This window comes from Meridianimaribacter flavus, from assembly GCF_004366715.1.
Taxonomy (GTDB): Bacteria; Bacteroidota; Bacteroidia; order Flavobacteriales; family Flavobacteriaceae; genus Gaetbulibacter_B; species Gaetbulibacter_B jejuensis.
Map to the genome: position 1 here is coordinate 309,792 of NZ_SOQZ01000004.1, position 22,828 is coordinate 332,619.

27 protein-coding genes are annotated in these 22,828 nt (G+C 32.6%); 13 read left to right on the plus strand and 14 right to left on the minus strand.

The genetic code is table 11. The features are described 5' to 3' along the window. Positions 1–12: 12 nt before the first annotated feature. Entirely contained in the window at positions 13–942 is a 930-nt protein-coding gene (locus A8975_RS10385) for a FecR family protein (protein WP_134200329.1), read from the minus strand. Between the two features lie 58 nt (positions 943–1,000). Continuing rightward, the gene (locus tag A8975_RS10390; protein ID WP_134200331.1) at positions 1,001–1,513 is read right to left on the minus strand and encodes an RNA polymerase sigma factor; all 513 of its coding nucleotides are present in this window, start codon (positions 1,511–1,513) and stop codon (positions 1,001–1,003) included. A gap of 131 nt (positions 1,514–1,644) precedes the next feature. On the opposite strand from A8975_RS10390, the gene A8975_RS10395 reads away from it, so the two are divergent. Further along, positions 1,645–3,090 (plus strand): hypothetical protein, encoded by a 1,446-nt coding sequence (locus tag A8975_RS10395; RefSeq protein ID WP_134200333.1) that lies wholly within the window; start codon positions 1,645–1,647, stop codon positions 3,088–3,090. A gap of 81 nt (positions 3,091–3,171) precedes the next feature. Here the strand turns inward: A8975_RS10395 and A8975_RS10400 are convergent, their stop codons facing one another. Then, on the minus strand, positions 3,172–3,651 hold the full coding sequence (locus tag A8975_RS10400) for a Dps family protein (RefSeq protein WP_131507630.1): 480 nt from the start codon (positions 3,649–3,651) through the stop codon (positions 3,172–3,174). A 103-nt stretch (positions 3,652–3,754) separates the two neighbouring features. Between A8975_RS10400 and A8975_RS10405 the strand changes: the two genes are divergently transcribed. Next, positions 3,755–4,714: a LysR substrate-binding domain-containing protein gene (locus A8975_RS10405; protein ID WP_134200335.1), complete on the plus strand. Its 960-nt coding sequence runs from the start codon at positions 3,755–3,757 to the stop codon at positions 4,712–4,714. Positions 4,715–4,733: 19 nt separating this feature from the next. On the opposite strand, the gene A8975_RS10410 is transcribed toward A8975_RS10405, so the two are convergent. The 8 genes from A8975_RS10410 to A8975_RS10445 all read right to left on the minus strand — a co-directional run bounded on the left by A8975_RS10410 (position 4,734) and on the right by A8975_RS10445 (position 10,576). After that, a complete protein-coding gene (locus tag A8975_RS10410) occupies positions 4,734–5,678 on the minus strand; it encodes a hypothetical protein (RefSeq protein WP_134200337.1) in 945 nt (314 codons plus the stop codon). Continuing rightward, positions 5,656–6,705 carry a cytochrome-c peroxidase gene (locus A8975_RS10415; RefSeq protein ID WP_134200339.1) on the minus strand — a complete coding sequence of 350 codons (1,050 nt, stop codon included), beginning with the start codon at positions 6,703–6,705 and terminating at the stop codon, positions 5,656–5,658. Before A8975_RS10415 ends, A8975_RS10410 begins: the two co-directional genes overlap by 23 nt. Before the next feature lie 55 nt (positions 6,706–6,760). Further along, the gene (locus A8975_RS10420) at positions 6,761–7,561 is read right to left on the minus strand and encodes an MbnP family protein (RefSeq protein ID WP_134200341.1); all 801 of its coding nucleotides are present in this window, start codon (positions 7,559–7,561) and stop codon (positions 6,761–6,763) included. Positions 7,562–7,636: 75 nt separating this feature from the next. Next, positions 7,637–7,966 (minus strand): hypothetical protein, encoded by a 330-nt coding sequence (locus tag A8975_RS10425; RefSeq protein ID WP_134200343.1) that lies wholly within the window; start codon positions 7,964–7,966, stop codon positions 7,637–7,639. 141 nt (positions 7,967–8,107) lie between these two features. Continuing rightward, the gene (locus A8975_RS10430; RefSeq protein WP_129760530.1) at positions 8,108–8,305 is read right to left on the minus strand and encodes a hypothetical protein; all 198 of its coding nucleotides are present in this window, start codon (positions 8,303–8,305) and stop codon (positions 8,108–8,110) included. A gap of 161 nt (positions 8,306–8,466) precedes the next feature. Continuing rightward, positions 8,467–9,267, minus strand: a complete 801-nt coding sequence (locus tag A8975_RS10435; protein ID WP_129760529.1) for a TIGR00266 family protein — start codon at positions 9,265–9,267, stop codon at positions 8,467–8,469. A gap of 185 nt (positions 9,268–9,452) precedes the next feature. Further along, positions 9,453–10,109: a hypothetical protein gene (locus A8975_RS14675; RefSeq protein WP_187347855.1), complete on the minus strand. Its 657-nt coding sequence runs from the start codon at positions 10,107–10,109 to the stop codon at positions 9,453–9,455. Positions 10,110–10,120: 11 nt separating this feature from the next. Next, positions 10,121–10,576 (minus strand): DUF4442 domain-containing protein, encoded by a 456-nt coding sequence (locus tag A8975_RS10445; protein ID WP_131507642.1) that lies wholly within the window; start codon positions 10,574–10,576, stop codon positions 10,121–10,123. A gap of 144 nt (positions 10,577–10,720) precedes the next feature. Between A8975_RS10445 and A8975_RS10450 the strand changes: the two genes are divergently transcribed. The 7 genes from A8975_RS10450 to A8975_RS10480 all read left to right on the plus strand — a co-directional run bounded on the left by A8975_RS10450 (position 10,721) and on the right by A8975_RS10480 (position 17,478). Then, entirely contained in the window at positions 10,721–11,167 is a 447-nt protein-coding gene (locus A8975_RS10450; protein WP_129760525.1) for a DUF4870 domain-containing protein, read from the plus strand. Positions 11,168–11,224: 57 nt separating this feature from the next. Then, positions 11,225–11,563: a PadR family transcriptional regulator gene (locus A8975_RS10455; RefSeq protein WP_129760523.1), complete on the plus strand. Its 339-nt coding sequence runs from the start codon at positions 11,225–11,227 to the stop codon at positions 11,561–11,563. Further along, entirely contained in the window at positions 11,563–13,338 is a 1,776-nt protein-coding gene (locus A8975_RS10460) for a PspC domain-containing protein (RefSeq protein WP_131507644.1), read from the plus strand. The genes A8975_RS10455 and A8975_RS10460 overlap by 1 nt, the downstream gene beginning before the upstream one ends. A gap of 90 nt (positions 13,339–13,428) precedes the next feature. After that, on the plus strand, positions 13,429–13,938 hold the full coding sequence (locus A8975_RS10465) for a DUF4440 domain-containing protein (protein WP_131507646.1): 510 nt from the start codon (positions 13,429–13,431) through the stop codon (positions 13,936–13,938). 21 nt (positions 13,939–13,959) lie between these two features. Then, entirely contained in the window at positions 13,960–14,682 is a 723-nt protein-coding gene (locus A8975_RS10470) for a head GIN domain-containing protein (protein ID WP_131507648.1), read from the plus strand. Between the two features lie 111 nt (positions 14,683–14,793). After that, positions 14,794–15,636, plus strand: a complete 843-nt coding sequence (locus tag A8975_RS10475) for a GIN domain-containing protein (protein ID WP_131507650.1) — start codon at positions 14,794–14,796, stop codon at positions 15,634–15,636. A 21-nt stretch (positions 15,637–15,657) separates the two neighbouring features. Continuing rightward, positions 15,658–17,478, plus strand: coding sequence for a M2 family metallopeptidase (locus A8975_RS10480; RefSeq protein ID WP_134200345.1), 1,821 nt, complete (start codon positions 15,658–15,660; stop codon positions 17,476–17,478). A 72-nt stretch (positions 17,479–17,550) separates the two neighbouring features. On the opposite strand, the gene trxB is transcribed toward A8975_RS10480, so the two are convergent. Further along, entirely contained in the window at positions 17,551–18,531 is a 981-nt protein-coding gene (gene trxB, locus A8975_RS10485) for a thioredoxin-disulfide reductase (RefSeq protein WP_134200347.1), read from the minus strand. Positions 18,532–18,726: 195 nt separating this feature from the next. On the opposite strand from trxB, the gene A8975_RS10490 reads away from it, so the two are divergent. Then, complete coding sequence (locus tag A8975_RS10490; RefSeq protein WP_134200350.1) at positions 18,727–19,197, plus strand: hypothetical protein; 471 nt, start codon at positions 18,727–18,729, stop codon at positions 19,195–19,197. 228 nt (positions 19,198–19,425) lie between these two features. On the opposite strand, the gene A8975_RS10495 is transcribed toward A8975_RS10490, so the two are convergent. Next, positions 19,426–19,623, minus strand: coding sequence for a hypothetical protein (locus A8975_RS10495; RefSeq protein WP_134200352.1), 198 nt, complete (start codon positions 19,621–19,623; stop codon positions 19,426–19,428). A gap of 224 nt (positions 19,624–19,847) precedes the next feature. On the opposite strand from A8975_RS10495, the gene A8975_RS10500 reads away from it, so the two are divergent. The 3 genes from A8975_RS10500 to A8975_RS10510 are packed head-to-tail and all read left to right on the plus strand — an operon-like array spanning position 19,848 to position 21,272. Further along, positions 19,848–20,603, plus strand: coding sequence for a hypothetical protein (locus tag A8975_RS10500; RefSeq protein ID WP_134200490.1), 756 nt, complete (start codon positions 19,848–19,850; stop codon positions 20,601–20,603). Between the two features lie 2 nt (positions 20,604–20,605). Then, positions 20,606–21,052, plus strand: a complete 447-nt coding sequence (locus tag A8975_RS10505) for a DUF5675 family protein (RefSeq protein ID WP_134200354.1) — start codon at positions 20,606–20,608, stop codon at positions 21,050–21,052. After that, complete coding sequence (locus A8975_RS10510) at positions 21,030–21,272, plus strand: hypothetical protein (protein WP_134200356.1); 243 nt, start codon at positions 21,030–21,032, stop codon at positions 21,270–21,272. Before A8975_RS10505 ends, A8975_RS10510 begins: the two co-directional genes overlap by 23 nt. 605 nt (positions 21,273–21,877) lie before the next feature. Here the strand turns inward: A8975_RS10510 and A8975_RS10520 are convergent. After that, positions 21,878–22,828, minus strand: coding sequence for a hypothetical protein (locus A8975_RS10520; protein WP_134200360.1), 951 nt, complete (start codon positions 22,826–22,828; stop codon positions 21,878–21,880).

Consider the following 22,828-nt stretch of genomic DNA (forward strand, 5'->3'; position numbering starts at 1 on the left):
CAATTATATTTTTCACTTCACTCCTAAATAGATAGTTTCTTTTTCTTTTTCATTATAAGGTATACCTAGCGATTTAAAAACAGTTTGCAATGCTATATTAATATCATTGTGCGGAAAACTTCCTGTAAATTCAATGTTGTCATTTATTTTTGAGGAATTAATAGTAACATCATATTGAGATTCTAAGGCTGAAATAACATACTTTAACGGTACATTTTTAAAGCTACTTTCACCATGAATCCAACTTGGATTAAGGTCGGCAACATTCCATTGCTCCAAATCATTTCCGTTAATGCGTCTTAGACTATTAGAAGGCAATAACACTACAGACTTCTCTTTACTCTCTACACGTACTTTACCTTCGTAACATACCACTTCAAACAAATCTAAATTTGTATTTACATTAAATTGTGTACCTAAAACCTGTACTGTTCCATTTGCGGTTTCAACGGTAAAAGTGCTTCCCTTTTGAACTTTAAAGTACGCTTCTCCATTGAGTTGAAGTGTTCTGTTTTTAGACCAATTCTTTTCGTTATAGCTTATGGTAGATTTGGAATTTAAAATAACTTCAGAACCATCTAAAAGTGCAATAGTTTTTTGTTCGCCAAAATTTGTTTCAACTAAAATTGTATCATTATCTAACAAAAAGAAAATTCCTAATAACACCACAACAGAAGCCGCAATACCCAACCACCAACGTTGAGCTCCCAACTGCCTTACCTTAACAGGCTTTTTATGAGATATTTGCTCTTGTATTTTAGCAAAAGTTGAATCGGTTTCTGCATTCAAATCAGCATAAGTATTAATACCCTTACGTAGCTTTAAAAAGGCTTTAAAATCAGCTTCAGACACCATTTCTTTTAACTGCTCATCTGAGATGTCTCCAGCCAACCATTGTGCTAAATACGTATCGTTTGTGTTATGTAAATCTTGTTCTTTCATTATTTCAACTGTATATATGACAACTCACTTTTGTTTTACCCTACTTTTTTTAAAAAAATTAAATATTACCTATATTTTCTCGCATTACTAATAAGGCTGCGTGCATACGCTTTTCAACAGCTTTAACAGAAATATCAATTTGTTCAGCAATTTCTTTATAGGTCTTTTTTTCTATTCTATTAAGCAAAAACACTTCCTTTTGTTTCTCTGGTAATGCTTGTATAGTACGTTCTAATTTTTCCATAAACTCTTTTTCTAGTAAAATAAATTCAGGTGATTCGTTAGATTGATGACTCGACACACTATTTTGGTGTTTTTGTACCACCTTATCGTGTTTTACCATATTTAAAAACGTATTTGAAGCTACTGAATAAATATAGCTTTTCACTTTTTCAATATTGACTTTACTACAATTTTCCCAAAGTTTTACAAACGTTTCCTGAACGATATCTTCAGTTTTGTCAATATCCTGAGTTTTGAAAAACACAAAGTGTCTCAAATCTTTTGCATATTTTTGGTACAGATCCTTAAAGGTATCTGACTTACAAATTGGGTGTTGGTTTTTTGACATTCACGAATAATTAAATCGATGTGCTCAAAACTAAATAAAAAAAAATTGAGTAAAAAAGTAGGGTATTTTTTTTGTGCGTTGTCTTAGGTATGATTAATCGCTAAAAAAAATATGAACCAAAAATTTCTATGATGAAACATTTTAAATTATTATTTGTCAGTTTTGCTCTTGTTACAGGGTTATTTACATCTTGTTCTAAAAACGAGCCAATTTCAGAAGAATTAAATATTCAAAAAACCGAAGCTATAACACTATCATTAAATAGGTTGTCTCAACAATTTAACAGTGATGGAAATGTAACTGCTTCAGGAAACCCTTCAGGCAACATAGTATTCGATTTCGGTTTTGATTTTGTATATCCTTTACACTTGTCTTTTAACAATAACAGTTCTGTTTACGTTAACAGTTTAGACGATTTAATTGAAATCTTAATCAATTCGTCAACCAATTTATACATTGATGGTATTCAATTTCCTTTTAATGTTGAAGTCTATGACGAAAATTCAAATTCAATAGTTGTAATTACTATTAATTCTGAAGCAGAGTTTTATGATTTGATAGAGAGCTTAGATTGGGATGACCAAGATGAGTGCGATTGTTACCAAAACTACAACCCTGTTTGTGTTGAAGTTACTGATGTTGCAGGCGTTGTTTTTACAGTAACTTACCCTAACTCTTGCTATGCAATTTGTGATGGTTTTGATGCAGATGATTTTATTGATAATTGTGAAGGAGATTACAATGGAAATACTACTTATGAGTGCTTTACGTTCAATTTCCCAATTTCAGTTATTACAGATCAAAACCTAACTATTACTGTAAATTCACAAGAAGAATTAAACACTGCTGTTTACAACTCTTTCTACTTCGGGTTTGTATATCCTTTTAATGTAACTACTGAAGAAGGTGATGTAGAAACTATTGAAAACCAAGAGAGTTTTAATGATTTACTAGAAGACTGTTATGATGACCTTACAGATGATTGCGAGTGTTACCAAGACTATAACCCTGTTTGTGTTCAAATTGAAACACCAACTGGAAATTTAGAAATAATAGAATTTGACAATGAATGCTACGCTATTTGCGAAGGGTTTAGTGCAGAAGATTTTGTGAATTGCGAAATTGATGATGAATGCGACTGTGATGATGAAGAAAACATTACTGTTTGTGTTGAAGTGGAAGTTGATGGACAAATAGAAATATATAGTTTTTTAAATGCGTGTTTAGCTGAATGTGAAGGATATACTGAAGCAGACTTTGTAGATTGTTCAGGAAACACTGATTGCACAACAGAAAATGTTGTTATAATTCTGTTAGAATGCCCATGGACTTTAAACGGAACAACAACTTACGAGTTTAATTCTGATAATACAGTAGAAATAACTGGTTCTGGACTTTCAACCACAGGAGAATGGTCTATAGAAATGAGCAATGATGGTTATCCTATTGTAAGTATTATTTCAGACATTGGTAACTTTAGTGATGATTGGCACTTTGTGGATTGCAATCAAGTAAATAGTTTAACCGTAACAAGCTCAGTAAATCCAGCAGCTGAAATCTTATTAAACTGTGATTAATAGCGCTGATATATATTAAGTTTTAAACCAAAAAAGCCACTCTATCGAGTGGCTTTTTGCTATTAATCAATTAACAAACGGTTAGATTGATTCGTCTAACCAAGCTTTCATCATCCAAACAGTTTTTTCCTGTTCAGTAATAAAATCACTCATCATCGAGTTTGTACCTTCATCATTAGCTTCATCAGAAGCATCTAATATGTTTCTTTCAATCTTTAATAATTCGGTTAATGAATCCACAATTAATCGTACTGCTTTTTCATCTTGAGAAATATTTTTTCCAACTGGCACCTTAGCGTTCTTAGTATAATCTTCAAACGTATGTAAAGGTGTTGTCCCTAAAGTAAGAATACGCTCTGCAATTTCATCAACCTTTAAGTTAGCGTCAGTGTATAATTCTTCAAACTTAACGTGTAAATCAAAAAAGCGTTTCCCTTTAATATTCCAGTGAATTCCTCTTAAATTTTGATAATATATTTGAAAATTTGCTAGCAAAATGTTTAAATCATTAGCAATTTCTTGTGTTTTCTTGGTTTCTAAACCTATACTATTTAAAGTCATAATTTACTGTTTTTTAATTCATTACAAATTTAAATTATAATTAACACAATCAACTATAGAATTAATTGATAGTTTTTATATTTTTATAGCTAAAATTAATTAAATGACCATAACACAATTACATTACGTCTTAGCAATTGCTGAACATAAAAACTTTACCAAGGCTGCTGAAAAGTGCTTTGTAACACAACCAACGCTTAGTACTCAAATACAAAAACTTGAAGAAGAACTTGATGTTTTAATATTTGACAGAAGTAAAAAACCTATTGAACTTACTGATGTAGGAAGAAAAATTGTGCATCAAGCTAGAAATATTGTTAACGAATCTGATAGAATACAAGATATTGTTGACCAACAAAAAGGGTTTATTGGAGGCGAATTTAAGCTTGGAATGATTCCAACCATAATGCCTACATTATTGCCAATGTTTTTAAAAACATTCATTAAAAAATTCCCTAAAGTAAAACTTAAAATTGAAGAGTTAACGACTGAAGAAATTATAGAGCGTATAAACGAAGGTCACCTAGACGCTGCTATTGCTGCAACACCTCTTGAGGACGAAACCATAAAAGAACGTGTACTCTATTACGAGCCTTTTGTTGGTTACATACCTAGTAGTCATAGGTTACATGAAAAGAAAAACATTGAAGTTTCTGATCTTGAAATTGACGATATGCTACTGCTAGAAGATGGTCATTGCTTTAGAGATGGTGTTATTAACCTTTGTAAAGTATTTAAAAACAATACCGATGAACATTTTCAGTTAGAAAGTGGTAGTATTGAAACCTTGATAAAACTATCAAACGAAGGTTTAGGAATGACGCTTTTACCTTATTTACACACTATGGAGCTTAATGATAACCTAAAACAAAACTTACATCATTTTGTAGAGCCAAGTCCAGCAAGAGAAGTGAGCATCATTTATCATAAAAGTGAGCTTAAACTCCAAATTATTGATGCACTGCACAATGTAATTTCAGGAATTATAAGAGGTGCTATTGCATTTCAAAATGTTGAAATTATAAGTCCTTTAGCTGTTCAGGAAACAAAAAGAGCGGTTTAAAACCGCTCTTTTTTTTGAATTATAGTTTGTAGTTTAAATAGACCGAAAACCTATTTTTGGCTTCTACGTTTCCACCAAAAAAATCTTGATGTATTGGTAGTGTATACTGCAACCCTAATTGAAAATCTTTTAAATTAAACTCTGACCCTAATGAGCAGTTGTACAAATGTCCATTAGTGTCAGCTAAAGTTTCACCATATTGTTCAATAGAATCATAAACATCTCCTGAAATACCTACAAAAGGTGAAATATCCATTTTTTTGGTTTTCAGTTTATAAAACAAATTTGAACTAACACTAAATTGATTACCAAACCTGTATTCATTTTTATTTTCAGATTTTAAGTAATATGCAAAAGTAGTATTAAGTCCCAAATTATTATTTCCGTAGTTATACATAACAGTCGCAATAGCATCCCAACTTCCTGTTCCTACCTGAAAACCAGGATTTACTCTATCAGTCAATTCTTCTTCAAACTTACCTGTTGGCGCTTTAACACCCAATCCAAAATTAAACGAATGTCCTGTAAGCTCTTTATTAGTACTAAAATCTATAGCTTCTTTATTTTCACTGTTACTCTTATAGATTTTTAAATTATACCAACCTATAAGTGTCATGTCTCCTACACCATTAATCGACTCGGTATTGCCTTGAAACTTTCTGCTTAAATCTTGAAACGGAAGTATCGCGCTTACATAAAATGATTTTCCTAACGGAACTCTAGCCCAAAGTTGATAAGTATTAAATTGCTCTTCACTTGTAGGCGAATTATCAAAAATTCCGTTTTTAGATTCGTACGTTTGATAAATGTATCGCAACCCAACAAAACTAGTCATTTGCAAATCACCAAACGAAGCGCTACCACTACTTGTTGTGCATCCACACAAGTCGCAACTATAACTGTTTGTAAAGCTAATAATAGCGAGTATTAAAAGTATTGTTTTAGTATTCTGAAAATCTTTCATCGTTTAAAAATTCATTATCTGTGAGTGTTTTTAAGAAAGCTATTAGGCTTTCTTTTTCATAAGTATTTAGGCTTATTCCCAAAGTGCCATCATCACGTTGAAAAATAGGGTCTACATTTCCATTATCTACCATTCCTGAATCGTAAAAATTAAGCACTGCTTCTAAGGTCGAAAATCGACCATCGTGCATATAAGGGAAAGACACCTCAACGTTTCTTAAACTTGGTACCTTAAACTTATATAAATCGTCTGGATTTTCTAACACATTAAATCGGCCTAAATCATTAAGCTGCGGGTTTACAGGTAAGCCATTATTTCTGTAGGTTTGGTCTGTAAATAAATCGGTAGCATGACATGAAGCGCATTTATTTTGAAACGTAGCACGACCATCTTGTTCAATTTGAGAAAACGTTACTCCATCTTCATTTCTAATATATTTATCATATTTAGAATTTGATGAAATCATGGTAATCATAAACTGAGACAAAGCTTTTAGCATATTTGCGCTATTAACTTCACCATCTTCAAATGCTTTTCTAAACTGTTGTCTGTAATAAGGTTCTGCATTAAGTTTTTCAACCACATTACTCAATGTTTCACCCATTTCTAGTTCGCTAGTTAATGGAATTATAGGTTGCAAATCTAAATGAGAAGCTGCTCCATCCCACATAAATTCGTTTTGAAATGCCAAATTTTGAATTGGTTGTGCATTTCTAAATCCAATACCTCCATTAACACCATGACTTAGTGTGTGTCCATGATGCGTAAACGCAAAAGCTTGCTCATGGCAAAACGCACAAGGTATAGCATCATTTGCTGATAGTTTTCCTTCGTAAAACAAACGCTTACCCAGTTCAACTCCTGCTTCGGTTAATGGATTATTATCCAAGTTGTAAGCCATATCAGGAAAATTTGATGGCATTTCTACAACCACAGGAACAGGCACGTATGTTTCTGTACTATCGGATTTTGAGCAACTAAAAACTAGCGTACCCAAAATCACTAATACTGAAAATTTAGTCTTCATAATTAGTATTATAAACACTCAAGAAGGTTTTTAGGCCTTCTTGAGTTACTATATTTTACTCATTATGTACGTGGTGTACACTAAAAGCATTTTGAAAATTATTTGCAATAACTGTTGTAGTTGTAGCATCAGTATGAACTTGACTATAACCATTAGACAGTTCTACCGAAGTTTCGCCATCAAACACCTTAGCAATATCAGCAACAATATGTACTTGAGGTGTAGTAGTTTCTCTTACTCTTACTGTATTTGGAAACTGTAGTGTAATTTCTCTATAATTATCTAAAGAAGTACCAACACTTCCCATGTGAATATTTAATGCTTCGTCAGTTACTGTAGCTGATGAAAACGTACCATCAAACCTCATAAACCTATAACCTGTTGCCCATGACCACATCATTCCTGCTGCTTCGGCTTGTGTTAAAAAATTACCTTGACCTTCAGCTCCTAAAGCATAACGGTCTTGATCGATACCTAAACCAAAAGTAATTTCAGTATAGTTTGCAGCATCTACATTATCTAAGTCTATATAAATTTCTCCAGCATTATTGCTTTCTGCTTCATCAACGATAAACACATTATCTGCAGAAGGATATGTAAACGTGTTACCGTTTTCGTCTTTTACCCTTACATTACTAATAATATATTTAAGGGTTTCTAACTTATATGACTCTGCACTTGACTTGTTGTAGCTAGTGCCAAAAATAAAGTCTTGATCACCTACTCCATTATCAAATTTTAGAGTTAATGTACCTGTTTGTCCTGTTAAATCTTCAGAGTTAGAATCGTCGTCAGAAGAGCATGACGATAGTGTTGCACATAAAAGTAGTGCAAATGTATATTTTAAAATTTTCATTTGTTTTAATTTAATATTCGTGTGCTATTAGTGGCAAGCACAGTTAAGCCTTGTATAAAAAACCGATATTAAACTTTAACAAATAGGAGGTTTATAGATACTGTAATCTATAAGGTGAGAATAATTATTTACGTAGTAGATGGGTTGTTTAGCTTTAAAAAACACAAGCTTTGAAAGCGTTATTTCTTCATTAGCTATTTGTTGAACAAAAACCGGATAAAACGCTTCAAACACCATTTGATGCGATTTACCTTTACCTGAATCGTTACTTGCCTTTTGAATTTGTGTAGCTAAATGACATTTACCATTACACTGTAGCTCTGGTTTGTCTTTATTAATACAATAGGTTTCAATAATGTAATCAATATTTAACTCATAGTATAATACTTGTCCAACATAATACATCGGTCGCAATGCAAACGAAAGAAGTAATATGGTTAAATATAGCTTTTTCAGGTCTTATATAATTTTCTACAAAGATAAAACCAATATTCTACTATCAAGCTCTTTTTTACAAAAATAAAGCGACCGTTTGGTCGCTTTATGTTAAGGTTTTAAATATATTAAACATTGATTTAATTCTGGGTTCTGTAGTACAAGTGATTGAATATAAATTCTTAACTCTTCAATTTCATAAGGTAATAATCGTTGAACAGCTTTTTGTACTTCTTTACAGAACAACGAAGCATCAAAACTAACTTTATTAAGTACCGTTTTGGTGTACTCAAACATTGCTCTTGCCATTTGTAATTTTAGGTTTTAGGGTTAGGTAGTTGTATTGTATAGGCTTAAAGTGTTTTTGTTTTTACATTCCTAAAGTACTAAAAAAATCGATTAGTTGTTTTAGTTAAACAAAATTTTAACACTAAAAATCCCTCATTAAATATAACTCAATACGTTAACGTTTAGAACCTATTGTCACCATCAAGTAAGTCTCCTAAACCACCAAGAATACTACCTTCTCCTTTACTTTTGCCACCAGATCTTGGTGCTGAGGCTAATACTCTACCTGCCAATCTACTAAAAGGTAAAGATTGTATGTATACTGTTCCTGGTCCTTGTAGTTTAGCAAAAAACAAACCTTCACCTCCAAATACTGTATTTTTTATACCTCCTACAAACTCAATATCATAATCTACATCTTGAGTAAAACCTACTAAGCAACCAGTATCTACTCTTAGAGATTCTCCTGCTTTTAATTCTTTTCTAGCCATAGTACCACCAGCATGAACAAATGCCATACCATCTCCTTCAAGTTTTTGCATTATAAATCCTTCGCCACCAAAAAGTCCTCTACCTAATTTCCTTGAAAACTCAATACCAACGCTTACACCTTTTGCTGCACAAAGAAAAGCGTCTTTTTGACAGATGAACTTACCTCTAAACTCGGTTAAATCTATTGGAATGATTTTACCAGGATAAGGTGATGCAAAACTCACATTGCGTTTGCCTGAAAGGTTGTTGTAAAACGCAGTCATAAACAAGCTTTCTCCTGTAAGTATGCGTTTTCCAGCTCCAAGGATTTTACCTAAAAAACCAGTGTCTTTTTGTGAACCGTCTCCAAAAATGGTTTCCATTTTAATACCATCGTCCATCATCATAAAGCTTCCTGCTTCGGCTATAACACCTTCTTGTGGATCTAATTCTATTTCTACGAATTGCATTTCTTCTCCGTAGATTCTGTAGTCTATTTCGTGTGCTGTCATTATATTGTGTTTTTTAATTGATTTATAAATTAGTTGATGTATTATCTGTTTTGTTACAAATAGTTTTATAAAGGCCTCATTACATGAAATTTACAAAAATCCTCCACTCTTAATCAAAGATACTAAAACATAACAAACTAAAAACAAACAACTTACAAGTAAGCAGTTAAAATATTGCATCTATTTTATTCTGCTTTTCTTGGATATAAAAACTCAACTTTGGCATTTATTATTCTTTCTATATCATTCAAGTTTAACTGAAACCAATATTCTTGCTTTTCTATATAATAACTGAAACAAAATTCCATTTCAGTTGTATCAAACCCACCATGATACCTTTCTGTTTGAAATTCATCTGAACTCTCAATTTCAGCCCATTGATTTATATTTAAATTTCTAGCCAAAATACTTTCGCAAATTTTTTTAAACTGTTCATCTACCTGAATTTTGATTAAGTCTGATTCATTTCCATAATAGTCATAGTAATGTTGAGCAAATTCTGTCTTCATTATTTTACTATTAATTCCGCCAAACTGAATTTCAAAATCGTTTCCTTTTTCCATTCCGCTAATTGCGCCTCCCCAACCAACTAGTTCTGTTCCGTTTTCAAGATAAACTTTCAATTTAGGGATCACCTGAGTATCAATAAATTTATATTCTTTATCGTCTTGATTTATTGTTACTTTATGCTGTTGACAATGATTTTTAAACAAGTTATATGGTGAGTCTACATTTTCAAAATTAATTTTTCCATAAACAACTCCCATTGGAGTATCAGCAAATTCAAAAGCAGTTGTTCCTATTTTAATTCCACTTAATTGTATTTCGTAAATTTTTTTCAAATTATTATCAACTAACTTTTAACTTTAATACTCCATTCAAAATTAAATACCGACACTTCTACTCCATCTTGGTTTACACCTTTTGATTGCATCCACAAGGTTTGTCCTTCACCAGTTTCAATAGCTTTGGCTATGGCATCATCAATTTTATGACCATCTGTACAACTAAATGTAATTTTTCCTGTTGCCTTTTTAGTAAAAGTAGCATTGTTATTAGCTACCAACATAGAAATAGGCTTACCGCTTTCTCTAATTTTAGCAAGTACCAGAGCACCTGTAGTTAATTCGGCAGCCATACCTTGCACTGCCCAAAACATAGATTTAAAAGGGTTTTGATTAATCCAACGGTGTTTTACAACTACTGTACAAGTGTCATTATTAATAGACTTTACACGAACTCCAGTAAAGAACACTGAAGGCAGTTTAAAAAAGTTGAAAGTGTTTATTTTATTAGGTGTAAGCTTCATTTTAAAAATTAGTTTTATCAAATCTAGACAAAATAATTCATAATTCAATTTGTTAATATTATGTTAAAATACACTACTATGCGTAACATAATACCTTTTTTTAGACATATATTTGTATAAGATAATATTATACGTTTTAAAATCATGTTAGACAACCACCAAAAAAATATTGCAACTTTTATTCATTTATCTACCTTTAGTAGGTTTATAATTCCGTTAGGAAATTTTATTGGACCTATTATATTATGGATTACTAACAAAGAAAAATCGGAGTTTGTTGATAGTCATGGAAAGCAAGCCATAAACTTTCAAATAAGTATATTACTATATACCTTAATTATAGGTACGCTAACTATCCCGTTTTTCTTTTTAAAGTTTTTTAATGGTATTGACTTTATAGACTTTCATGGGTTTAATGATTTTCACATTAACATAGGAAAACCTTCTCCTCTACTTTACATTACAGGAGGTTTGGGTGTTCTTGCTGTTTTTGGATTTATCTTAGAACTTATATTTATAGTCATTGCAAGTTTAAAAGCACGCGATGGTGAGTTGTACAACTATCCATTAACCATAAATTTCATCAAATAACCATCAATCAATCAATCAAAAAATGAACAGTTTTTCAAATTAAAATTTCTTTAGAACATGAAGATAGAAAACACAAAAGCACAAATGCGTAAAGGTGTATTAGAATACTGCATATTATCAGTCTTAAAAGACGATGATGCTTATGTAGCCGAAATTCTAGACACACTAAAAGACGCAAAACTGCTTGTTGTAGAAGGAACCATTTATCCACTACTTACAAGACTTAAAAACGCTGGTCTTCTTAACTACCGTTGGGAAGAATCAACCTCAGGTCCTCCACGAAAATATTACGGTTTAACAGAAACAGGAAAACTGTTTCTAAATGAACTTAATACCACATGGAGCGAATTACAAAATGCAGTTAACCTAGTAACAAGACAAAAAAATAAAAAATAATGAATAAAACAGTCAACATAAATTTAGCAGGTATATTCTTCCATATTGATGAAGATGCATACTTAAAATTACAACGCTATCTTGAGGCTATAAAACGTTCATTTACAGACTCTCAAGGTCGATCAGAAATCATAGCAGATATTGAAGCTCGTATTGCTGAATTGTTCAACGAGCGTGTTCAAAACGAAAAACAAGTTATCAGAATAAAAGAAGTTGATGAAGTAATCTCAATAATGGGACAACCTGAAGACTATCTTGTTGATGACGAAATTTTTGAAGACGAACCAAAAACACAATACAGAAGAACCTCAACTTCCAAAAAACTATTTAGAGATACCGACAACTCATACATTGGTGGTGTTTCATCAGGTCTTGGACACTATTTAGGTATTGATGCCATTTGGGTAAGACTACTTTGGATTTTACTTACTCTAGGTTCTGGTGGTACGTTTGTGCTTATATATGTATTGTTTTGGGTTTTAGTTCCTGAAGCAGTTTCAACCGCTGATAAACTTACAATGACTGGTGAACCTGTGAACATCAGTAACATTGAAAAAAAAATTAAAGACGGATTTGATAATGTATCACAAACGGTTTCAGACACGGTAAAAAACATTGATTTACCCAAACAAGGAAACCGAATAAAATCATCGTCAAAAACATTTTTTGACACTATAGGAGACATCATTATGTTTTGTCTTAAAGTGTTTGCAAAGTTCATTGGTATTATTTTAATACTCATTGGAGCCAGTACTTTAATAGGATTAATAATTGCATTATTTACCGTTGGAATTGCCGATTCTGTTAACGTCCCAGGAATTGAATTTATAAATGCGGCCAATGCTGCAAACACACCAGTTTGGTTAGTATCAATGTTACTATTGTTTGCCATAGGAATACCATTCTTTTTCATTTTCTATTTAGGACTCAAAATATTAATCAACAACCTAAAATCAATTGGTAACATCGCTAAGTTTTCGTTACTAGGTTTATGGTTAATGTCAATGATAGGACTATTTGTAATAGGAATAAAGCAAGCTAGTGAACATGCGTTTGATGCGAGTGTGACCGAAAACACTGAATTGTTAATGCTTAATCCATCAGATACTTTAACAATACGTATGCAAGGAAACTCGTCATACAGCAAACATTTTGGAAGACGTAGCAGCTTGTTTAAAACAGTGTATGACGATAACGACAACAAACTTATATACAATACTGATGTGCGACTTATTGTGCGTTCAACTAAAGATAGTGTAGCCTCTTTAAGTATTGAAAAAAATGCACATGCTAGCGATTATCAAAAAGCAAAATCAAGAGCACAAAACATTAATTATGATTTCAAGGTAATTGGTAATGAGCTTTTACTAGATGCTTACCTTACTACAGAGTTCAGAAACAAGTATGGTGAACAACAAATTGAAGCTACATTGTATTTACCAGAAGGTACTGTGTTTTATGCAGATCAAAACACCTATTCCTTTCACAGAAACTCTAGCTATTACAGAGACATACTAGAAAATGGTATGGAAGAGCATTATTTAAAAGTAACTCATGATGGTGTGGTGTGTTTAAACTGCGAAGACGATGAGTTTAAAGTAAGAGTTGATGTAAACGATGAACACTCTGGTCTTAAAATAGATGAAGATGGTGTTAAAATTAAAAAAGATAGTGTTGAAATAGAAATCAACGACCAAGGCATTAGAGCAAAGGACGTAGATGTTAAAGTAAGAATAGATGATAATGGTGTTGAAATAATATCAGACGACAATTAACAATTCATCAATAAAAAACAACAATTCAGATACTTAGTTTATTAATCGTATATATAAAACTAGACCTTTGAACTAGTAATCAATCAAAAAATGAAACAGTTAACACACAAACTATTAATTATTTTTTTAACACTAAGCTTTTCAACTATTACTTTTGCACAGGTAGATAAAAAATCAGAGCTTTTTAAAATTCTAAAAAATAATGATAGTTTAATTTTTAAAGTTGGCTTTAATACTTGCGATATGAGTCAGTTTGAAAACCTGATTTTTGATGACCTAGAGTTTTATCATGATAAATCAGGTGTTATCAACTCTAAACTAGACTTTATTAAGGTCATGAAAAATGGTATTTGCAATTCAAAAAACAATTCAAAGTTAAGAAGAGAACTTAAAAAAAATAGCCTAGAAGTGTTTCCGCTTTATAATGACAACAAACTCTATGGAGCTATTCAACAAGGAGAACATTTATTTTACGAAACAGTCAATAATAAAGAGACTCTAAACGGAAATGCCAAATTCTCCCATTTATGGCTATTAGAAAACAACAAGTGGAAATTAAAGCGTGTTTTAAGTTATAATCACATAGCAACAAAATATTAATCAATCAAAAAACAAACAGTTATGACAACCTTAGCAAAAGTAATTATCTCCACGGTTTTAGGACTACTTATGATGTCCTGTAACTTTGATATGAATTTTGGAGTAAACGGAAACGGAAATGTAACCACAACCGAAAGATCGCTTGATGGTAGCTTTAGCTCAATAAAAGTAAGTAGAGGTTTAGATGTTTACATTACTCAAACCAATACCGAAAGTGTAAGTGTTGAAGCCGATGAGAACTTACAAGACATTATTATGGTAGAAATTGAAGGTGATGTTTTAAACATTTATGCCGAAGAAAATATTGGCACTTCAAAATCAAAAAAAATAATGGTATCTCTTGACGATTTAACTAAAATCTCAACAACCAGTGGTAGCGATGTATTTTCAACCAATACTATTAACACAAACACTATCGAGATTAAAACCACTAGCGGAAGCGACCTTGAACTAGATATCAATGCCGAAAGTATTGACTGTAGTTCAACTAGCGGAAGCCATGTTAAGCTTTCAGGTAAAACAAATAAACTCTACGCAAGTGCTACAAGCGGAAGCGATATAAGCGCACAAGATTTAAGTGCTGTATCCTGTCAAGTAAAAGCAACTAGTGGTGCAAACATTACCGTAAACACATCAGAAGAATTAATAGCTAAAGCTAGTAGTGGTGGCGACATTAACTACTATGGTAACCCTAAAAAAGTAGAAACTAGCGATAATGTTTCTGGTAGTATAAGAAAACGCTAACCAACCTGTTTACATACAACTAACCAACCTGTTTTTCAAACCATTTCAACCTCTAGTTAGAGTTTGGGATGGTTTTTGCATATATTTGTTGTACAATTTTAAATTTATACAATGAATAAAACCCTTTTCGTTTTACTATTCAGCTTAGGTTTTACATCATCCTTTTTTGCTCAAAACAGTGAAAAAGTAAAAGGTAATAGAGATGTTACCATTGAACAAACCTATTTAGATGATTTCACTAAAATAATTGTAGGTGGCGACTTTTCAATAGAAATCATATATAACTCAAAGTCTTCAGTAGAAATTGAAACTGACAGCAATCTTCATGATATCATTAAAGTTGAAGTCGTTGATAGCACACTAACTTTCTCTACAACTCAAGAAATTTCTTCTAAAAAGAGATTGAATATAACGGTAAATTACAGCACTCCTTTAGAGTATATCGAAACTAAAGACGATGCTGAAATTCGCTCATTAACGTCTTTAGAGCTTAACGACGTTGTCTTAAAAACCACAGGAACCTCCAAAGCATACTTAAATATTAATGCCAATAACTTTGAGTACACAAGTTTAGACAAAGCAAAAGTAAAATTAAACCTTACAGCCAAAGGTACATCAACAGTTGTTTTAAGTGATAACAGTAAGTTAGACGCTCTTGTAAACAGTAAAGAAGCTAAAATTGACTTATACCAAAGAGCGACTATAAACATTGAAGGAGATACTAATAATGCAATTATTAGAACTGATAATAATTCTGATTTTAACGGAAAAAACTTTACAACCAAAACCTGTACTTTAATCTCTGAAGTTGCTAGTGATGCACACGTAAATGTATCTGAAGCTATCACTCTAGAAATTACCGGAAGCAGTGAAGTTTTCTTATACAACAACCCAAAGGTAACTATCAATAAATTTATTGATACTGCAAAATTGCTTAAAAAAGAAACTAATTAACTTTTAACCCTTTTTATTTAAATGAAAAAACTAATTGCCTTATCAATTGTTCTTTTTTCCATGGTTTCATGTAAAGAAGACACATCTAAAACTAGCAATAATTCAGCTGAATTGAAAGCTGAAGTTCAAGCGTTTTTAGATGATTACACTAATACTTTCGTAAAATTATATTACGATTCTGCACTTGCTGAGTGGGATGCCAACACACGTATTGTTGCTGGCGACACAACCAATGCTTACAATGTTCAAAAAGCAAATGAAGCCTTTGCTAAATTTACAGGAAGCACTGAAAACATTGAAAAAACAAGAAAATTTTTAGAGAAGAAAGATGCTTTAGATATTGTTCAAGTGAGACAACTTAATACAATTCTTTATGCTGCTGCTAACAACCCTGAAACAGTTTCCGATTTAGTTTCAGAACGTATTGCTGCCGAAAATGCTCAAAACGAAACTTTATTTGGTTTCGATTTTAAAGTTGATGGCAAATCAGTAACCACAGGAGACATCGACAAAGTATTAAGAGAATCTAACGATTTAAACGAAAGACTTGCCAACTGGGAAACTTCAAAAGCTGTTGGTAAAGATTTAAAAGATGGTTTAGAAAATTTAAGATCGCTTCGTAACAAAACTGTACGAGCTCTAGGTTATGACGATTACTTTACTTACCAAGTATCAGATTATGGTATGTCTCGTCAAGAAATGCGCGATGAAATGAACAAAATGGTTAAAGAAGTTTGGCCACTGTATAGAGAATTACACACTTGGGCTAGATATGAATTAGCTAAAAAATTCAATGCTGAAGTCCCTCAGTATTTACCTGCACATTGGTTACCAAACCGTTGGGGACAAGATTGGAGCGCACTGGTTAATGTTGAAGGTTTAGATATTGATGCTGCTTTAGCTGACAAAGAACCAGAGTGGATTGTAAGAGAAGGTGAAAACTTCTATAAGAGTATTGGTTTTGACCCATTACCTGCAAGCTTCTACGAAAAATCTAGCATGTATCCTTTACCTGCTGATGCACCTTACAAAAAGAACAATCATGCTTCTGCATGGCATATGGATTTAGAAAACGACTTGCGTTGTCTAATGAGTGTTGAAGCAACTGCCGATTATTATGAGACTATTCATCATGAATTAGGACATATTTATTATTATCAAGCTTACACTAATCCTGATGTTCCACCTTTATTACGTGGAGGCGCAAACAGAGGATACCACGAAGCTATTGGTAGTTTATTAGGTTTAGCTGCTATGCAAAAGCCATTTTTAGCAGAAAAAGGATTAGTTGATGCTAATGTTGAAATTGATGAAACTCAAAACCTATTAAAAGAAGCTTTAAACTATGTTGTGTTTTTACCATTCTCAGCAGGTGTAATGACTGAGTTTGAAAATGCTGTTTATGCTGAAAACCTTCCAAAGGATGAGTTCAACAAAAAATGGTGGGAACTTGCTCAAAAATACCAAGGTATGGTTCCTCCTTCTGAAAGAGGTGAAGAGTTTTGTGATGCTGCTTCAAAAACACACATCAACAATGATGCTGCTCAATATTACGATTATGCAGTATCTTATATTTTATTATTCCAATTCCATGACCATATTTCTAAAAATATCTTGAAGCAAGATCCACATGCTACAAATTACTATGGTAGCAAACCTGTTGGAGATTTCCTTAAAGAAGTTTTAAAATCTGGTGCTAATAATGATTGGAGAGAGTTATTAAAAGAAAGTGTTGGTAGCGAAATGAGTGCAAAACCAATGTTAGACTATTTTGCTCCTCTTATGGATTACTTAAAAGAACAAAACAAAGGCAGAACATACACACTACCAGAAAGTTTATAATATTTAAACTTTAATACATAAAAAAAACCGAAGCTATAAACTTCGGTTTTTTTTATCTCTATTATTTATGTTCTAGTTATAGATAGAAGTATTAACTTCAAAAGTAGTATCTTTTGCAGCTAACCAACGCTCTGCATCAAGAGCAGCCATACAACCTGTTCCAGCAGCAGTAATTGCTTGTCGGTAAACATGATCGGCAGCATCACCACTAACAAAAACACCTTCTACATTAGTTTTAGATGTTCCAGGAACATTTATAATATATCCCGTTTCATCTAAATCTAAATAATCTTTAAAAATATCAGTATTAGGCTTATGTCCAATAGCTACAAAAAATCCTGTTGCAGGAATTTCGTGCTTCTCATCAGTTTGGTTATTAAACACTTTAACACCTGTAACTACTTGTCCATCTCCTAAAACCTCTTCTGTTTCAGTATTGAATAGTATTTCAATATTTGGTGTGTTTTTAACGCGTTCAGCCATAATTTTTGAAGCTCTAAACTCATCACGTCTTACAAGCATTGTTACCTTTTTACAAAGCTTAGATAAATAATGTGCCTCTTCACAAGCACTATCTCCTGCTCCAACAATCACTACTTCTTGATTTCTGTAGAAAAAGCCATCACAAACAGCACATGCAGAAACACCTCCTCCTAATTTTAAATATTTTTGTTCAGATTCTAATCCTAAATATTTTGCTGAAGCTCCTGTAGAAATTATAACTGTATCGCAGTGTATTTCTTTAGTATCATTTACCCATACTTTGTGAACATCACCAGAAAAATCTACTTTGGTAATCCACCCATCTCTTACGTCAGCTTCAAAGCGCTCAGCCTGTTTTTGTAACTGAATCATCATTTCAGGACCAGTTATTCCTTCAGGGTAACCTGGAAAATTTTCAACTTCATTAGTAGTTGTCAATTGTCCTCCTGGTTGTGCTCCTTGGTATAAAACTGGAGACATATTTGCTCTTGCTGCATAAATAGCTGCTGTATAACCTGCAGGTCCAGAACCTATTATCAAACACTTTACTTTTTCAATTGTTTCAGACATAATCGTATCATTAATTTTACTAAACAAAAGTAGGTTTTTTGGGCAAATCCTTACATATAAGTTATTAACAGTTTGTATACAACTATAAGTAAAAATTATACCTAGCTGCATATTTTTTACATTGAATAATTTAAAAATACCAGTAGATTTTTGTAAATTTAGAAGGCAACACATTTAAAACTAAAACATTCTGTCATGAAACATTTAGCACTAATAATACTCACTGCTCTATTAGTAATTGCTTGTAAAAACAATGCAAATCAAAACGTCCAAGACAACACTAAAACACAAGATTCAATCAACGCGTCACTAGAAGGCACTTGGGAATTGGTAGGTTTTTATAACTACATCAACAATAAAGTATCCGATTCGTTTAACCCTTCGACAGGTTATCGTCAAGTAAAGATGTATACCTCAACCAAAGTAATGTGGAGTAAAAATGTACCAACCGACAGTACTGAATGGTTTGGTTATGGATATTATAATATTAATGGTGATACGCTCACCGAAGTTTTGGATTATGGCTCTAAAATGATGAAAAAAATTATTAATGAACGAAAAGAATTTAAATACGAGCTCAGCTTAAAAGAAAACACCTTTAGTCAAATTGAAGTTGATGATGAGGGTAACCGTATTTACTCAGAAAACTACAAACGTATTGAATAAAAAAAAAGCCGAACAAAACAGTTCAGCTTTTAAAGTCGGGGTGGCAGGATGATACTCAAGTCGCCACTATGCAGTAAAATCAATACTTTCAGAAGTAGACTAAAACAGTGTGAACCGAATTGTAGACCTATCTGTTAGTTTGAAATAGTATTATTTATCTGAACGTCTTACTACAAATTTACAATTTTAACTCCATTAAAACCAGTCAATTTGTATCAAATATTATGATTAATCTATTAAATATTTGTTGACAATATCTTCTTCTATTCCGCTGTATTCAACAAATTCTTTGATTGTGATAAATTGGTATGACTCCTTTCCAAAGTAGTTTCTAATGTCATTTAAAAGCTTACGTCCATAGCGTTCACTGCGTCCTGTGATACGCTGAATATCTTTTGGGTATATGCAAGCTCTTTTTGGGGTCATAATACTTTATCTACGCTTTATCCGTACATCACCAGTACATCATTATTTTATGATTGTGGTGATGATGATGCGTTGTTAAAATGTTGAAAATCCCGATAGGGTTTTCAATATTTTAATGACGTTTTTGGTTGTATCGGAATGGATGACCGAAAACGGAATTGCTTTTTTAACAACGTGCTATAAAATTACGTGATTTGATTTCATTAATCAAAAAACGAATTATTATGGCAAAACAAACTGGAATTATTAAGCTGAAAGGAACTATCGGTGGTATTTCCTTTTACAAAACGACTGACGGTCATTTAGCACGCGAAAAAGGTGGTGTTGATGGCAATCGTATTGCGAACGACCCAGCGTTTCAGAGAACGCGTGAAAATGGGTCTGAATTTGGACGAGCTGGTAAAGGTGGTAAACTTTTACGAAATGCGATTCGTATTCTTTTGCAAAATGCAAAGGACAAACGTGTGGTTTCTCGTTTAACTAAAACTTTGGTTGCTATCACTAAAACAGACACAACCAATGAAAGAGGTTTGAGAACCTTACAGGATGGTGATTTAAGCTTATTAAATAGCTTTGAATTCAATTTGGGTGGAAAGTTAGGCACTACGCTTTTTGCTCCGTTTACGAATGCTTTTGACCGTGTTTCTGGCGATGCTACGGTTAACCTTGATGCATTTTCTCCAACGGTTAGGATTGCAGCTCCAACTGGAACAACCCATTTTAAGGTGGTAATGGGTGCTTCTGAATTGGATTTTGAAAACGAAACCTCAACATTTGAAAATGATGAAACTGCCATTCTTCCTTACACCGCTGCTGATACTGCTGCCATTGCCTTAACAGCTTCTTTGACCGCTAACTCAACGCTTCCTGTTGTACAGGTGCTTGGTATTGAGTTTTACCAAGAGGTAAACGGACAGATGTACGAGCTTAAGAACGGTGCTTACAACGCTTTGGCAATTGTTATTGTAGATACGCCGTAAGTATGGAATTAATGCTGCATAGAGCCTATTTTGAAGAGGGCACCAATGGTGCTCTCTTTAATTCTGGTAAACCTTTCGACTCCGCTCAAGACAGGTTCCTTTGCCATACTATTGAATTGCCCTGGAAGGATAACAAGCGAAATATTTCCTGTATTCCTGAAGGTGTTTATGAAATTGAACCACGTTTTTCTAAACGGTTTAAGCATCATTTGATTTTGAAGGATGTAAAAGGTAGAAGCTTTATTCTCTTTCATCCTGCGAATGATGCCTTAAAAGAGCTTCAAGGGTGTATTGCTCCAGTAACGTATTTGAGTGGCATAGGAAAGGGCATTTACTCTAAAGGTGCTATGCAAAAACTGCTGTCTTTGGTGTACCAAGCTAAAGACCGAAAAGAACCTATTTTATTAACTATTAAATCACAGAATTATGAACATTGTAGAACGTTATAAAAAACCGACTCCTAAATTTTTCAAGACTTTACGTAATGTCGGAATTGCTTTGGCTACTGCTGGTGGTGCTATCATAGCTGCGCCGATTAGTATGCCTGCCATTGTGGTAACTATTGCTACTTATATGACTGTTGCCGGAACTGTAGCCACCGCAGTAAGTCAAGCAGTTGTTACTGATGATGAAAACACCGAAACTGATGCAAATGACGATGGATTATAATACCAAATCTGCCATTATTGGTGGTACTTTCTTTTCATCTATTTTAAATATAGGTGTTGAGGATTTGATTACTACTATTGTTTTGGCTGTTGTTGGTGCAATCGTAAGTTTCATTGTTTCTCTACTTCTTAAAAAACTGATCACTTTTCTTGGGGCAAAGTGTCGTAGGTGGAAGTAATTATTGATGTTAAGCGATAGGAAAGATAAATAAAGGGCATTTTCTAAAAAATGCTCTTTTTTTATGCGCGGTGTTGAGGTGGGTGAATGAAAAGAGCGATACCCTGATAAGGGATTGAGCGAATGTAATGCATCCTACCGCAGACACAAGGCAAAACATTAATAATTGCTGTAACCTACACCGTTGAAATGGGTGGTGGGGAAAAGATGGAAAAATTGTGTGTTCTAAATTTCAATGCCAGTTCTGAATTGAGCGTGGGGAATGTCGGCTATTTTACATAATGGCGTTATAGTACAGAAAGTGAATGAATGCTACTATAACTACCCGTTATGTAAACATAGCTTTGGTGAAGTGTGGCGCGCGGAACAAACCAAAAGACAGAGGCTTTTTGGCTATGACAACAAACTGGGTTTTGGTTTGTGGGGAATTATATAACCTCTTTATTTTCTAATACCTCAATCAAATCCATAGATTCTTCTTCAATCCATTCATTGCTATTTATAAGATTATAAATCAGTTTAATTTGAGTTTTTGTGAAATCGTTCTTACTTAATTTAGAGAATTCTTCTTTTTGCCATTTGCTATTATGGTGAGGTGAATTTACAGAAAGAGAGTTTGTTAAATCCTTTGGTTCTAATAGCTCAATGTTTATTTTTTTTTCATCAAAGATTTTTTTTATCCTTGAAAATATTAGCAAACCATAATAATCCCAATCACAAAAATAAAATATGGGATGAGTGATTTTTTCATGAGATAAATCCAGTAATGGTTTCGTATTATTACCTCCTACATACCATAATTCTATTCCTCGTTTTTTATATTCAGCAGGAACTTTTAAACAAGCAATGTTTTCACAAATCACAATGACTTTTGGGTTTATACAATCAACCACAATTCGCCATAAATTATTTTTTGGATCTTTTTCTGGAAACTCATCGATTTCTAAAAGCTTTAAAACATCTTTTTTTAATCCTGGCTTATTTGATAGGTATTTAGCTCCTTTTCTTTTGAAAACTCTACTTGAAAATGTGTATTCAGTTGTCAAGTTTTTTCTTAATTCTTCTTTATTATTATATATGAATATTAATGATTCTAAATCAGATTTATCATACCTCTTGTGAGCATTATTATCTATTCCAGATTCTTCAAAAAAATTATTATAGTAGTCAAATATATCTCTAAAGTGTTCTTCGTAAAAAGCTTTGAATTTTGGTGTTATAACAGTGAAATTATGATTTCCTGATTGAGGTCTTATTAATTTCTTCTGTTTATATAAAACCTGATTGATAAAACTATTATTTAAAACTTTTAATCGAGTTTTTTTATTCTCGTATAGTTGATTTAACCCCTTAAGATATCGCCATTCTATATTTTTCAA

Bases quoted from the DNA above. Each gene is read 5' to 3' on its own strand.
- A8975_RS10405 (WP_134200335.1), top strand. From the start codon at position 3,755: ATGACCATAACACAATTACATTACGTCTTAGCAATTGCTGAACATAAA.
- A8975_RS10385 (WP_134200329.1), bottom strand. From the start codon at position 942: ATGAAAGAACAAGATTTACATAACACAAACGATACGTATTTAGCACAA.
- A8975_RS10500 (WP_134200490.1), top strand. From the start codon at position 19,848: ATGGCAAAACAAACTGGAATTATTAAGCTGAAAGGAACTATCGGTGGT.
- A8975_RS10420 (WP_134200341.1), bottom strand. From the start codon at position 7,561: ATGAAAATTTTAAAATATACATTTGCACTACTTTTATGTGCAACACTA.
- A8975_RS10510 (WP_134200356.1), top strand. From the start codon at position 21,030: ATGAACATTGTAGAACGTTATAAAAAACCGACTCCTAAATTTTTCAAG.
- A8975_RS10430 (WP_129760530.1), bottom strand. From the start codon at position 8,305: ATGGCAAGAGCAATGTTTGAGTACACCAAAACGGTACTTAATAAAGTT.
- A8975_RS10390 (WP_134200331.1), bottom strand. From the start codon at position 1,513: ATGTCAAAAAACCAACACCCAATTTGTAAGTCAGATACCTTTAAGGAT.
- A8975_RS10445 (WP_131507642.1), bottom strand. From the start codon at position 10,576: ATGAAGCTTACACCTAATAAAATAAACACTTTCAACTTTTTTAAACTG.
- A8975_RS10490 (WP_134200350.1), top strand. From the start codon at position 18,727: ATGAAACATTTAGCACTAATAATACTCACTGCTCTATTAGTAATTGCT.
- A8975_RS10400 (WP_131507630.1), bottom strand. From the start codon at position 3,651: ATGACTTTAAATAGTATAGGTTTAGAAACCAAGAAAACACAAGAAATT.
- A8975_RS10435 (WP_129760529.1), bottom strand. From the start codon at position 9,267: ATGACAGCACACGAAATAGACTACAGAATCTACGGAGAAGAAATGCAA.
- A8975_RS10475 (WP_131507650.1), top strand. From the start codon at position 14,794: ATGAATAAAACCCTTTTCGTTTTACTATTCAGCTTAGGTTTTACATCA.
- trxB (WP_134200347.1), bottom strand. From the start codon at position 18,531: ATGTCTGAAACAATTGAAAAAGTAAAGTGTTTGATAATAGGTTCTGGA.
- A8975_RS10455 (WP_129760523.1), top strand. From the start codon at position 11,225: ATGAAGATAGAAAACACAAAAGCACAAATGCGTAAAGGTGTATTAGAA.
- A8975_RS10395 (WP_134200333.1), top strand. From the start codon at position 1,645: ATGAAACATTTTAAATTATTATTTGTCAGTTTTGCTCTTGTTACAGGG.
- A8975_RS10470 (WP_131507648.1), top strand. From the start codon at position 13,960: ATGACAACCTTAGCAAAAGTAATTATCTCCACGGTTTTAGGACTACTT.
- A8975_RS10415 (WP_134200339.1), bottom strand. From the start codon at position 6,705: ATGAAGACTAAATTTTCAGTATTAGTGATTTTGGGTACGCTAGTTTTT.
- A8975_RS10465 (WP_131507646.1), top strand. From the start codon at position 13,429: ATGAAACAGTTAACACACAAACTATTAATTATTTTTTTAACACTAAGC.
- A8975_RS10495 (WP_134200352.1), bottom strand. From the start codon at position 19,623: ATGACCCCAAAAAGAGCTTGCATATACCCAAAAGATATTCAGCGTATC.
- A8975_RS10450 (WP_129760525.1), top strand. From the start codon at position 10,721: ATGTTAGACAACCACCAAAAAAATATTGCAACTTTTATTCATTTATCT.
- A8975_RS10460 (WP_131507644.1), top strand. From the start codon at position 11,563: ATGAATAAAACAGTCAACATAAATTTAGCAGGTATATTCTTCCATATT.
- A8975_RS10480 (WP_134200345.1), top strand. From the start codon at position 15,658: ATGAAAAAACTAATTGCCTTATCAATTGTTCTTTTTTCCATGGTTTCA.
- A8975_RS10425 (WP_134200343.1), bottom strand. From the start codon at position 7,966: ATGTATTATGTTGGACAAGTATTATACTATGAGTTAAATATTGATTAC.
- A8975_RS10505 (WP_134200354.1), top strand. From the start codon at position 20,606: ATGGAATTAATGCTGCATAGAGCCTATTTTGAAGAGGGCACCAATGGT.
- A8975_RS10410 (WP_134200337.1), bottom strand. From the start codon at position 5,678: ATGAAAGATTTTCAGAATACTAAAACAATACTTTTAATACTCGCTATT.